This is a genomic window from Streptomyces sp. NPDC004838 (assembly GCF_053600955.1).
This window is the reverse complement of record NZ_JBSGAW010000016.1, coordinates 79,547-92,080: the sequence shown is the minus strand read 5'-3', so window position 1 is coordinate 92,080 and position 12,534 is coordinate 79,547. Positions and strand designations below refer to the sequence as shown.

Sequence of the window (12,534 nt, the reverse complement as noted above, 5' to 3'; positions counted from 1 at the left end):
TACGGGGCGGTCGGGCCCGTCCCGCCGAACCGCCCGGTCCCCCGCGCCGCTCGCTCCTCGTCCGCGCGCCATGCGAAGAATGGCGCCGCGCAAGGCGTGACGAGGGGAGCGGAAACGTGGGCGGCATCACTCCTGTGGAGGACGAGCGGGTCGCCCCGGCGGCTCCCGGCGATCCCCCCGGCCCCGTCCGGGACGCGGTGCCCGAACAGCCGCTCAGCCCCCGCCGCGTACGGCTCGTCTTCGCCGCGCTGATGCTCGCGCTCCTGCTCGCCGCGGTGGAGCAGATGATCGTCGCCACCGCGCTCCCGAAGATCGTCGGCGAGCTGCAGGGTCTGGACCGGATGTCCTGGGCGATCACCGCGTATCTCCTCACCTCCACCATCGCCATGCCGGTCTACGGCAAACTCGGCGATCTCCTCGGGCGCAAGGGCGTCTTCCAGTTCGCGATCGTCGTCTTCGTCATCGGATCGGCGCTGGCCGGCTGGTCCCGCAGCATGGACCAGCTGATCGCGTTCCGCGCCATCCAGGGCATCGGGGCGGGCGGACTGCTGATCGGCGTCCAGGCGATCATCGCGGACATCGTCCCGGCCCGTGACCGCGGCCGGTACATGGGGCTCATCGGCGCCGCCTTCGGCCTCGCCTCCGTCGCGGGCCCGCTCCTCGGGGGCTTCTTCACCGACCATGTCTCATGGCGCTGGTGCTTCTACTTCAACGTGCCCTTCGGCCTGGTCACCCTGGTCATGGTCGCCGCGGTGCTCCGCCTTCCCGGACCCGCCGTCCGCGCCCGGCTCGACGTCCTCGGCGCGCTGCTCCTCGCCGCCGCGTCCACCGGCGTGGTCCTGCTGACCAGTTGGGGCGGCACGGAGTACGCCTGGGACTCGACCCCCGTACTGGGGCTCGCCGCGGGCACCGCCGTAACCACCCTGCTCTTCCTGCTCGTCGAGACGCGCGCCGCCGAACCGATGATTCCGCTGCGGCTGTTCCGCGACTCCGTCTTCAACGTCACCAGCCTCCTGGGAGCCCTCGTCAGCGTGGCGCTCTTCGGCGCGGCCGCCTACCTGCCCACCTTTCTGCAGATGGTGGACGGAGTCAGCGCCACCGAGTCCGGGCTGCTGGTGCTCCCCCTGATGGGCGGGATCGTCGTCGGCTCCATCGTCTCCGGCCAACTGGTCAGCCGCACCGGGCGCTACCGGATCCACCCCGTCGCAGGCGGAGTGCTCTCCGTCGCCGGGATGTGGCTGCTCTCCGGACTGGAGGCCGACACCCCCCGCCTTCAGTCCAGCCTCTGGCAGGCCGTCCTCGGCACCGGCATCGGGCTGGTGATTCCCGTACTGGTCCTCGCCGTGCAGAACGCCGTGCCCCCGGCCGACCTCGGCACCGCCACCAGCGCCCACAACTTCTTCCGCCAGATCGGCGGCAGCGTCGGCGCCGCCGTCTTCGGCACCCTCTTCGCCGACCGGCTCGCCGACGCGCTCGCCGTCCGCCTCCCCGGCGGAGCCGGACTGCCGGACGGCATGGACCCCGAGTCCATCACCCCGGAACTGATCCACACCCTGCCGGCCGCCGTACGCGACGGCTACGTCCAGGCGTACGCCGACGCGATGCCCCGGATCTTCCTCTATCTCGTGCCCGTGCTCCTGCTCGGCCTGTTCATCGCCTTCTTCCTCAAGGAGAAACCGCTGGTGTCCCAGAACGCCCCTGCCGCCGACGCCGTCACCGCCTCGGTGCCCCCGCCCCGCAGCGCCGCGCCCGCGCACACCTTCGGCGTCCCGGTCTGCGGCACCGTCCAACACCACGACGGCAGCACCGTGCCGCGAGCCGCCCTGACCCTCATCGATGTGCGCGGGCGGCAGATCGGACGCGGCGCGAGCGGCGAGGACGGGCGGTACGCGCTGAGCGCTCCGGGTTCCGGTTCCTATGTCATGATCGCGGCGGCGGGCGGCCATCAGCCCCAGGCCGTCACCGTCACGGTCGGGGAGCGGCCCGTCGAGCTGGACGTGGTCCTCGGCGGAGCGGGCCGGCTGGCGGGGGCCGTACTGACCGCCGACGGCGCACCCGTACGCGATGCCGCGGTCACCCTCACCGATGTGCGCGGGGACGTCGTCGCCACCGCCCGCAGCGGACGCGAGGGCGGCTACGTCCTGACCGAACTGGTCGCGGGGGAGTACACCCTCGCGGCGAGCGCGCCCGCCTTCCGGCCGGCCGCGCTGCCGGTCACCGTGCAGCCGGCCCGCGAGACCCGGCAGGACATCGAACTGGCGGGCGGGGCGGTTCTGCGCGGCACCGTGCGCGCGGGCGGCGGCCGACCCGTCGAGGAGGCCCGCGTCACCCTGCTGGACGCGGCGGGCAATGTGGTCGACACCCTCACCACCGGACCCGACGGAACCTTCCGTTTCGTCGATCTCTCGTCGGGGGAGTACACGGTGATCGCCGCCGGCTACCCGCCGGTCGCCACGGTGCTGCAGGTCGCGGGCGGCGGACGCACCGAACGCGATCTCCAACTCGGGCACGAGGACCGGCCGGATCACTCACCGGGCTGATGAACCGTCGGTTCGCGCGGGCGCACGACCTATTCGGCCGATTGCCCCGCGCACCGCGTCCGAAGCGTCGTACCGTGGTGGCAAATCCGCGCATCGCACGCGGGGAAGGAGCCCCTCACCCATGGACAGTGGCGTTCCGCCGAGGGTGCCACGGCAGTACGTCGTGCCCGGCAGGATTCCGCTCGCCGTGGTCGTCGTGGACGGCGACGGCCTCGTATCGCACTGGTCGACCGGTGCGCGACGGCTGTTCGGGCCCGCCCGTGAGGAAGCGGTGGGGCGCTCCGCCGCCGATCTGCTCCCCGTCGCCGGCGCTCTCCCCGTTCCGGGGGCGCTCGCCGGCGACGGAGCGCACGGAGCGCACAGAGCCCACAGCGGCAGTGCGGAGAGCGCGGGGTTCGAGGAGACCGGGACATCCGGCGAGTACGGTGCGTCCGGTGAGTACGGTGCGTCCGGCGACCCGTGGGCGGACGACGGTCCAGGCCCCGGACTCCGGGCGTCGATCGAGGGGCGCGGCTCCTATCCGACGGCCGGCCGGGCCAGGGTCCGCGAGCCCGGACGAGCGCGGCTCGATGTGCTGTGGTGGGCCTACCCCATGGTCGGACCGGGCGAGGAACGGCTGATCGTACTCGCCGCCGACGCAGGGCAGTTCGGCGGAATCGGGGAGGCGGAGGGGCGTGAACGCATCGCCCCCGGATTCGCTCTGCACACCGAGTTCGCCGGCTCCGACGAACTCGCCCGCAGACTCCCCGAGATCCTGCCGAGCATGAGTGTGCGGGACTCGACGCGGATCGTCTCCCAGATCCTCGATCTCGGCTATCCCGTACTGGAGTTCAGCCACCACGACCGCGTACCGGTCACACCCGACTGGGGAGTGCCCCGGCGGGCCGTGCGCGGGGAACGCAGAAGAGCCGCCGAGGCGGCGGCCGCCGCGGGCAGGCCCGTCGACACGGCCGACCTCGCGGAGGACCTCGAGTACGCGGCGGTGCGCGAGCGGCTCGAATTCCTCAACGAGGTCAGCGGACGCATCGGATCCTCGCTCGACCTCGCCCTGACGATCCAGGAGGTCAGCGCGGCCGTCGTGCCGCGCTTCACCGATGTCGCGGGCACCTATCTGCGCGAACAGGTCATCGCGGGCGAGGGCTTCCCCGACGGGCCGCCCGACGCGACCACCATGTGGCACCGGGTCGCCGTCGAGCACGTCGACGAACCGGGCCGCTGGGACGATGTGGTGCCGGTGGGCGAGGCCATGCCGTTCCCCGAACACACCCCGTTCTTCCAGTGCATGACCACCGGCGACCCGGTACTCGTGCCGAGGATCAGCGAGCAGATGGGCACCGCCATCGCCTCGCAGTTCGAGAAGCGGGACATCCGGCCGCTGATCAACGGCCGTTCGATGCTGGTGGTGCCGCTGAAGGCGCGCAACGTCGTCCTGGGGTTCATGATTCTGCTCCGCCACCGGGAGCGCCCCGTCTTCAACGACATGGACCGTGTCACAGGGGCCGAACTCGCCGCCCGCGCCGGGCTCGTACTCGACAACGCCCGGATGTACACCTATCAGGAGAACGTCGCCGAAACCCTCCAGGACTCGATGCTCCCGCAGGTCACACCGAGGATGGCGGGGTGCGACACCGCCACCCGCTATCTCCCCGGCACCCTGCTCGGCCGGGTCGGCGGCGACTGGTTCGACTCCGTCAAACTGCCCGGCTCGCGGGTCGCGCTGGTGGTGGGCGATGTGATGGGCCACGGGCTCAACTCGGCCGCGATGATGGGTCAGTTACGCACCGCCGTACAGACCATGGCGGCCCTCGATCTGCCGCCCGAGCAACTGCTGCGCAACCTCGACGACCTCGCCCAGCGCCTCGGCGAGAACTATCTCGCGACCTGTCTGTACGCGGTCTACGACCCCATCGGGAACGAGCTGGTGATCGCGAACGCGGGCCATGTTCCGCCCGTGCTGGTCCGGGCCGCCGACGGACGCGGCGAACTGCTCGACCTGCCGACGGGAGCGCCCATCGGCGTCGGCGGAGTGCCGTTCGAGAGCCGCCGGACCGCCGTCGCGCCCGGCGATCGCCTGGTGATGTGCACCGACGGGCTGGTGGAGGTCCGGGGCGAGGACATCGGCGTCGGACTCGCGGCCCTGTGCGAATCCGCCGCCCACCCGGCCGCCTCCATGGACGAAGCCTGCGACGCCGTCATCCGCGCGCTCAACGCCCGAGGCGGACGCAAGGACGACGTCGCCCTGCTGATGGCCCGGCTCAACGGCATCCCCGCCGAATCGGTCGCCGCCTGGGAGCTGTCCCTGGAGCCGCGCGAAGCGGCCAGAGCCCGTCGGCTGGTCAGGGGGCAGCTGCGCTCCTGGGGGCTGGAAGCTTTGACGGAGACCGTGGAACTGCTGGTCGGCGAAGTGGTCGGCAATGCCGTGCGGCACGCGGGCGGCCGTCGCGCGGAACTCCGTCTCGTACGGTCCACGACACTGCTGTGCGAGGTCGCGGACGAGGACCACACCCTGCCGGCCCTGCTCGACGCCGGACCGTCGGACGAGGCGGGGCGCGGGCTGCGGCTCGTCAGCACGCTGGCCCGGGAGTGGGGAGCCAGCCGGACCGCCGGGGGAAAGACGGTCTGGTTCGAGGTCGGACTGCGCTGACGATCCGGCCGAACGGATTCATCCGACCGGTCCGGCCCCGGTCTGTCCGGCCGACCGATCTGTCCGACCGAGCGATCCGGCCGATTCGACCGAGCGATCCGGCCCCGCTCTGCCCGGCCCGTCCGCCCCACGGGACCCACTGAACCCACTCCACCCACTGTGCCTGCCCGGCCCGGTGGACCCACCGGACTCGCCCGGACCACGGGACCGACCGGCCCCACTCGTTCTCCGTGCTCAGGGGGCTCATCCGCCCCACTGTGCCGAAACCGGCTTCTGGCGTCCCACGGTGGCCGGGCGCTGCGGCGAACGTCACATGAAGGTGTCTTACGGACACTTGCAGTGTCAACTCATGGGCGATAAACCGATCTTGGCGTTGTGTCATACACCTGGGGAGATGGTCATGAGCGTCACCAGCCGATACCGGGATGCATGGGAGGGCTTCTGGGGGGAGGCTTCCGGCAGACCCGGCGAGGTCTTCTGGGACGCCGAACCCGCGCTCACCGCCGGTCTGCATCTGGCGCTCTACGAGCCGCTCGTGGACGCTCCCTCGCTCACCCTGCTGGACCTCGGCTGCGGCAACGGCACCCAGACCCGGTTCCTCGCCGACCGCTTCCCCAAGGTGATGGGCGTCGATCTCTCGGCCGCCGCCATAGAGCTGGCCGCCGACCAGGAGAAGGCGTCCGCCCGAAGGGGGAACGCGCCGTCCGGCGAGATACGTTTCCGGCAGCTCGACGCCGTTGACCCGGACGCCGTCGCCCGGCTCCACGAGGAGCTGGGCGACTGCAATGTCTATATGCGCGGAGTGCTCCACCAGAGCGATACCAAGGACCGCCAGCCGCTGGCCGACACGATCGCCGCCCTGGTGGGGGAGCGCGGGTGCGCCTTCGTCGTGGAACTGGCGGAGACGGCGGGAGCCCGGCTGGCCGAACTCGCCGAGTCCCCCGCCGGCCCGCCCGCCAAGCTCCGGCCCGTCTTCCGGCACGGGATAGTGCCGGGGGCCGTGGCCGATTCCGATACGGCGGACTTCTTCCGTACGGCCGGGCTCACCGTGCTGGCGAGCGGTGATCTGCCGCTGATGACCACCGAGTACGAAGCCGACGGCTCGAGGATCGAGCTGCCGTCGAACTGGATGGTCCTGAGCCGGGAGCGAGCTGTGCGCTGAGCGGGCTCGGTGAGCGCCCTTCCGTTCCTTGAGCCACCTCCGTGAGCCGTCTCCGGGGGCGGGCCGGACCTTGAAGGGCGTTCCCAGGACCTGTCCTCGGCGGTGAACGGATCCGCCGGCGGTCCGGAAGGCCACGGCGGGGGGTGCGAGGCGCACCGCCCCGCACCCCCCGCCGTGGCCTATCGGCGGGCTCAGCCGCGTTCCACGTCCACCTCGGTGAGGCGTGCGAAGCGCTCGGGGTCCTTGCGCTTGATGCGCGCGGCGACCACCATCCCGGCCGCCAGGACCACCGGCAGCGGTACGAGCAGGGCCACGTTGACCGCTCCCGTACGGCCGGTGAGCAGATCGAAGTGGATGACGGCGAGCACCGCCAGTACGGCCAGACCCGCGAACGCGATCAGCGGGGCGACCACGACCCGCCAGACCGACATGCCCTGCCGGTCGCGGCGGAAGAAGAACACCACGGCGAGGGCGGCGAGCGCCTGCATGATCATGATGCCGAGCACGCCCGTGCTGTTGGACCAGAGGAAGATCTGGGCGTACGGGTCGGCTCCGACGAGCGCCCCTCCGACCACCAGGACCAGGCCGAACACCGTCTGCGCGGCGACCGCGGCGACCGGCGAACCCTGCCGCGCCGACACCTTGGCCAGGCGGCGCGGCAGGAGCCCCTCGCGGCCCAGGGCGTAGAGGTACCGGGCGGCGGCGTTGTGGAAGGCGAGGGTGGCCGCGAAGGCGCTGATCGCGATCAGTACGTGCATCGAGTCCGCCAGCCACTTCCCGACGAAGACCTGTGCCGTGGTGAACGTGAGCTGCGGGCCGTCACCCGCCCTGGCGATCGCCACCGACTCGTCGGTGCCGAAACCGCCCATGAGCACCCACACCCCGAAGGCGTAGAAGAGCGCCAGGAACCCGATCGCGATGAAGGTGGCGCGGGGGACCGTACGCGCCGGGTCCCGTGCCTCCTCGGCGTAGATCGCGGTCGCCTCGAATCCGGTGAACGCCCCGATGACCAGGACGAACATGCCCGCCATGCCCGCGGAGGAGGCCAGGACGGACGGGTCGAAGGAGGTGACGTCGAGCGCGTCCGTGCCCCGATCCGCCAGTACGCCGACCTGCATCACCAGCAGCACGAGGACCTCGAGGACCAGGGCGACCCCCAGGACCTTGGCGCTGAGGGTGACCCGCAGCCATCCCAGCACCCCGACGCCGAGCACACAGAGCGTCGCCAGCGGCCACCACGGCACCTCGGCGCCGGTGAGGTCCTCCAGCGTGGTCGAGGCGAAGTAGCCGAATCCGGCGGCGACGCCGGGTGCGATGAGGTTGTACGAGAGGGCCGCGAGGTACGCGGTACCCACGCCGAGCGTCCGCCCGAGCCCGCGCGCGACATAGGCGTAGAAGGCCCCCGCGTTGCGGACGTACCGGCTCATCGCGGTGAATCCGGCCGCGAACAGCACCAGGAGCACACCGGCGACCAGATATCCGAGCGGGGTGCCGGGGCCGCCGATGCCGATGGCGAACGGGGCGACACCGGCCAGCACCGTGAGGGGCGCCGCCGCCGCGACGACGAAGAAGACGAGATCGGAGGTGCCGATCCGGCCCTTGGCGAGGCGCTCCCCGGAATCACCGGTTTCGCCGGATTTCCCGGATTCACCGGACGCGGCCGGGCCTCCGCTCGGCGAGCCCTCGGACGCGGGTGTGGGGGGTCGCTCGACGGCGGTGGGCGATTGGTTCATCGGTGGTTCCTCAAGGTGCTGACAGGTAGGGGGAAAGCAGGCAGGTGCTCCGGCTCCCGGCTCCATGCATCGGTGAAAGCGCAGTTCAGAACGGTTCGACTAGGCGCGGCGCTCAAGTTACTGGTATACCGAATACCAAGCAAGACTCTGTGGGACTTTTCCGGAATCTGCGATGATCAACCGGCACGACCGAACGAGACCGTCCCCCACGTGTAGGGAGCGAGCACAATGAGCAGCAGCCGGACAGACGGCCCTGTCGGCCGGGGCACCATCGGCGGTGCGCACCGGTCGCTGCGGGACCAGGTCTATCTGGAGGTACGGGAGCGGATCATCGACGGGCGGTACCCGTCCGGGCGGCGGGTCGTGGAACGCGACCTGGCGGACGAGCTCGGCGTCTCCCGTATTCCTGTCCGGGAGGCGCTCCAGCGTCTGGAGGCCGAGGGCTTCATCACGGTCCAGGCCCGCAGGGGAGCGTTCGTGGCACCGCTCGGTCCCGCCGAGGCCGCCGACTTCTTCGACATCCGGGAGAGCCTGGAGGCGCTGGCGGCCTCGCTCGCCGCGGCCCGCGCCGACCACGACGGGCTGCGGACGCTGGAGAAACTGCTCGAACGCGCCCGCCGCGCGGCCGGATCCGCCCGCCGGATCCGCGAACTCGTGTCGATCCACGCGGACTTCCACCAGCAGATCGTGGTCATGTCCGGGAATCCGCTGCTCCAGGATCTGATGGCGCCGCTCGACGGCCGCCTGCGCAGGCTGTTCAGCCTGACCTCCGCCCCCACGGACGGCGCCGAGATGTGCGGCGAGCACGAGGAGTTGTACGCCGCGATCCGGGACGGCGACGTCCGGGCCGCGGAGCGGATCGCCCGCGCTCATGTGGCCGGGACCCGCGAGACCACGATGCGCATGCTCGCCCTGACCGGGAACTCCTCAGACTCCTCAGACGCCTCGCAAGCCGTCGGAGCCGACCCCGTCGACGCCGTCGGCCCCACAGACCCCACCGAAACCTCAGCCCCCGCCGGCACCGGGGACCCGGAAAGCACACCGACCGCCCGGCGTGCCCGGCGGTCCGCCCGAACCTGACGGGCCCGCCGCCGACGACCGGAACCGACCGGCACGGCCCCCGCCACAGCACGTCACCGGCCCGCCGTCGGCCGGCGCAGCGCACCGAACCAGCACCGAACCAGCACCGAGAACGACCCGAGAGGTACGTCGGCCCATGGCCCAGCACGCCCACGTCCTGTTCACCGCCGTCCGCACCGAGGACGGACGCACCCGTGATCTCCTCGTCACCGACGGCCGGATCGCCGCGTACGACCCGCCCGTTCCGCCCGACGGCCACACCATCGTGGACGCGGCCAGCGCCCTCGCTCTTCCGTCCCCTGTCGACGCCCACATCCACCCCGACAAGACGACATGGGGAGGCCCCTGGCTGAGCCGGGAGCCCGCGCACTCGCTGCGCGACCTCATCGAGGGCGACGTCCGCGACCGGTCACGGCTCTCCGCGTCGGCCGCGGAGCGGGCCGGGGCCCTCATGGACAACGCCGTCGCCCACGGCACCCGCGCCATGCGGGCCCATGTCGATGTCGCGCCCGTGTACGGGCTGTCCAACGTCAAGGGAGTACGCGCCGCCGCCGACGCCCGCGCGGACCTCCTCGACGTCCAAGTCGTCGCCTTCCCGCAGCTGGGCCTGCTCAGCGAGCCCGGTACCGCCGAACTCCTCGAACAGGCCCTGTCCGAGGGCGCCGACATCGTCGGCGGGATCGACCCGCTCGGAGTCGACGGGGACATGGACGGCCAACTGGACTTCCTCTTCGACGTCGCGGTCCGCCGGGACGCCCCCCTCGACATCCACCTCCACGACGGCGGGGCCGACGGGCTGCGCCAGGTCACCGAGATCGCCCGCCGTACGGCCGCGGCGGGACTGGGGGGCCGGGTGACCGTCAGCCACGCGTTCTGCCTCGCGGAACTCGACGGCGACGAACTGGCCCGTACCGCGGAGCTGCTGGCCGGGGCCGGTGTCGCCCTCACGACCTGCGCCCTGGGAGCCGACCCGGTCCTGCCGACCGCGTCCCTCACCCGGCACGGCGTCCTGGTCGCCGCGGGCTCCGACGGCGTACGCGACTCCTGGTCCCCGTTCGGCAACGGCGACATGATCAACCGCGCGCATCTGCTGGCCTATCGGACCGATGCACGGACCGACGGCGAACTCGCCGCCTGCTACCACCTCGTGGCCCATGGAGGCGCCGCGCTGCTCGGACTTCCCGCGACCCGGCTGGAGATCGGCGACCCGGCCGACTTCGTGCTGCTCGCCGCCGGGTCACTCCCCGAAGCCGTCGTGGACCGGCCCGTACCGGCCATGGTGGTACGGGCGGGCCGGATCGTCGCCCGTGACGGCCGCCTGGTCTGACACCGGCGCCGTGGCCGGGAGCGTGCTCGCGCCGACCGTACGGCGTTCGCGGCCCGTGCCCGGCCGAACCCGGAAGACCGGCCCGGCCGACGCGACGGATCGGATGAGAGGGGAGCCCGGGCCGCGGGTACGGTCGCCGGGCGACGGCCGGTCAATGGCCGGTCAACGGCCGGTCGCCCCACGGCCGAACCCGTGGTCACGCGCGCGCGGCCCTCTTCGCGGCGCGCCGCCGGGTCAGAACGGTACGCACCAACTGGGCCACCAGGGCCAGCCCCCAGAAGACGAAGAAGATCGACCAGGCCGCTTCCGGGTCGGTGGAGTCCGCGAACATGGCGCCGGCGCCCAGCAGCACCGTGAACCCGCCGGCCGCCGCCACCCCGTGCGGGCTCTTCGGAGCGCGCACCGCCACGATCAGACAGGCCAGGGCCATGAGGAGGAACACCGCGCACGGCAGCAGGCTGTCCCCGTACTCATAGGTGTAGTAATAGTCGGAATAGCCTTCCGAGTCGTAGGTGTCGTTGTAGCTCTCGCCCTCGTAGACCCCGACCGCCCGGCCCGCCATCAGCATGCCCACTCCGGCCCAGACCGGGTACGGGGCCCACTCGGGAAGGCGGAACAGCGCGAAGAGGCCCACCAGCCACAGCAGCGCGCCGATCGCGGGGAAGGCCCCGGGAATCCCCTCGTCGACCGACTCGCCGGAGAGAGTGAACATACCGACGACGCAGATCAAGGAGACCAGGAGCCCGAAGACCGTGGGCAGTTGATCGCGTCCGAGACGCAGACTGATGCCTTCGGAAGGCGCGTCGGTCGTCGCGGTGCCGGTCGTCGCGGTGCCGGTCTTCGCAGTATCGGGCGTCGCGGTGCCGGTTGCCGCAGTGCCGGGCGTCGTGGGGCCTGTCGGCGCGTACGGCGGACCGAAGCCGGCCACGGGTGTGGCCGCCGCGGGCGCCGACTGCTGGGCGGGGATCGTGCCCGCGCCGGGTGTCCCGCCGCCGTGGACGGCGACGGGAGCGGGGGGCTGTGCCGGAGACGGCAGCGACGCGGCCGATGCGGCGGCGATCGGGGAGGACGCGGGAACCGGGGGCGGCGCAGCGGCGGCGACCGGTGCGGCAGGAACCGGGGTCGGTGCGGCAGGAACCGGGGCCGCCACCGGAGTGGCCGCGTCGGCCAGCCGGGTGCCGCCCGCGCTCGGCGCCACCGTTCCCCCGTCGGCGAGGGTGTTCAGCGCGTCCCGCAGCGCACCCGCGCCGGCGAAGCGGCCGTCGGGATCCTTGGTCAGCGTCCGCATGACGACCTGGTCGAACTGTGCCGAGAGCTGCGGCCTCAGCGCGGACGGCGGGGTCGGTTCCTTGGCGAGATGCTGATGCATCACCACGAAGGGGGAGTCCCCGATGAACGGCGGTCGCCCGGTGAGGAGTTCGTACAGCAGGCAGCCCACCGAGTACTGGTCGGTGCGCACGTCCACCTGGCCGCCCTCGATCTGCTCCGGCGAGAGATAGGCCGGGGTGCCCACGGTCATCCCGGTCGCCGTCAGCCGTGTGGTCGTCTCCGCCACCACCTTGGCGATGCCGAAGTCCAGCACCTTCACCGCCCCGGCCGAGGTGACCATGATGTTGGAAGGCTTGATGTCCCGGTGGATCAGGCCCTGGGAGTGGCTGTGGGCGAGGGCGTCCGCCACGTCCCGGACCATCGCCGCCGCCCGCTGCGGGTTCAGCGGGCCGTCCCTCAGCACCTCGGCCAGGGTGCGGCCCTCGATGAACTCCATCACCAGGTACGGCGTAGCCGACGCGCCCTCGCCGTCCTCCCCGACATCGTGCAGCACCGCGACGCCCCGGTGCGAGAGCGAGGCCACCGTCCGCGCCTCACGGCGGAACCGCGACCGGAACTCCTCGTGCTGGGTCAGCTCCGGGGGCAGTACCTTCACCGCGACCGTACGGCCCAACTCCCGGTCCAGCGCACGCCATACCTCCCCCATGCCGCCGCGGCCGACGGCCTCCACCAGCTCATAGCGCCCGGACAACACCCGCATCGGAACATCCCCCCACAAC

The 12,534-nt window shown here is 72.0% G+C and carries 7 protein-coding genes; 5 read left to right on the top strand and 2 right to left on the bottom strand.

The window, feature by feature from the left end; genetic code table 11:
- Window positions 1–116: 116 nt before the first annotated feature.
- The 3 genes from ACWEFL_RS19615 (at window position 117) to ACWEFL_RS19605 (ending at window position 6,346) form a co-directional block, all read left to right on the top strand.
- Window positions 117–2,540, top strand: a complete 2,424-nt coding sequence (locus ACWEFL_RS19615) for an MFS transporter (protein WP_451714018.1) — start codon at window positions 117–119, stop codon at window positions 2,538–2,540.
- Between the two features lie 121 nt (window positions 2,541–2,661).
- A complete protein-coding gene (locus ACWEFL_RS19610) occupies window positions 2,662–5,184 on the top strand; it encodes an ATP-binding SpoIIE family protein phosphatase (RefSeq protein ID WP_451714016.1) in 2,523 nt (840 codons plus the stop codon).
- Between the two features lie 400 nt (window positions 5,185–5,584).
- Window positions 5,585–6,346 (top strand): class I SAM-dependent methyltransferase, encoded by a 762-nt coding sequence (locus ACWEFL_RS19605; RefSeq protein WP_451714014.1) that lies wholly within the window; start codon window positions 5,585–5,587, stop codon window positions 6,344–6,346.
- 191 nt (window positions 6,347–6,537) lie between these two features.
- Here the strand turns inward: ACWEFL_RS19605 and ACWEFL_RS19600 are convergent, their stop codons facing one another.
- Window positions 6,538–8,079, bottom strand: coding sequence for an APC family permease (locus ACWEFL_RS19600; protein WP_451714011.1), 1,542 nt, complete (start codon window positions 8,077–8,079; stop codon window positions 6,538–6,540).
- A gap of 228 nt (window positions 8,080–8,307) precedes the next feature.
- Between ACWEFL_RS19600 and ACWEFL_RS19595 the strand changes: the two genes are divergently transcribed.
- Both ACWEFL_RS19595 and ACWEFL_RS19590 read left to right on the top strand, forming a co-directional pair.
- Window positions 8,308–9,159 carry a GntR family transcriptional regulator gene (locus tag ACWEFL_RS19595; protein WP_451714009.1) on the top strand — a complete coding sequence of 284 codons (852 nt, stop codon included), beginning with the start codon at window positions 8,308–8,310 and terminating at the stop codon, window positions 9,157–9,159.
- Between the two features lie 136 nt (window positions 9,160–9,295).
- Window positions 9,296–10,486 (top strand): amidohydrolase, encoded by a 1,191-nt coding sequence (locus ACWEFL_RS19590; RefSeq protein ID WP_451714006.1) that lies wholly within the window; start codon window positions 9,296–9,298, stop codon window positions 10,484–10,486.
- A gap of 196 nt (window positions 10,487–10,682) precedes the next feature.
- Here the strand turns inward: ACWEFL_RS19590 and ACWEFL_RS19585 are convergent, their stop codons facing one another.
- On the bottom strand, window positions 10,683–12,515 hold the full coding sequence (locus tag ACWEFL_RS19585) for a protein kinase domain-containing protein (protein ID WP_451714003.1): 1,833 nt from the start codon (window positions 12,513–12,515) through the stop codon (window positions 10,683–10,685).
- Between the last annotated feature and the right edge of the window lie 19 nt (window positions 12,516–12,534).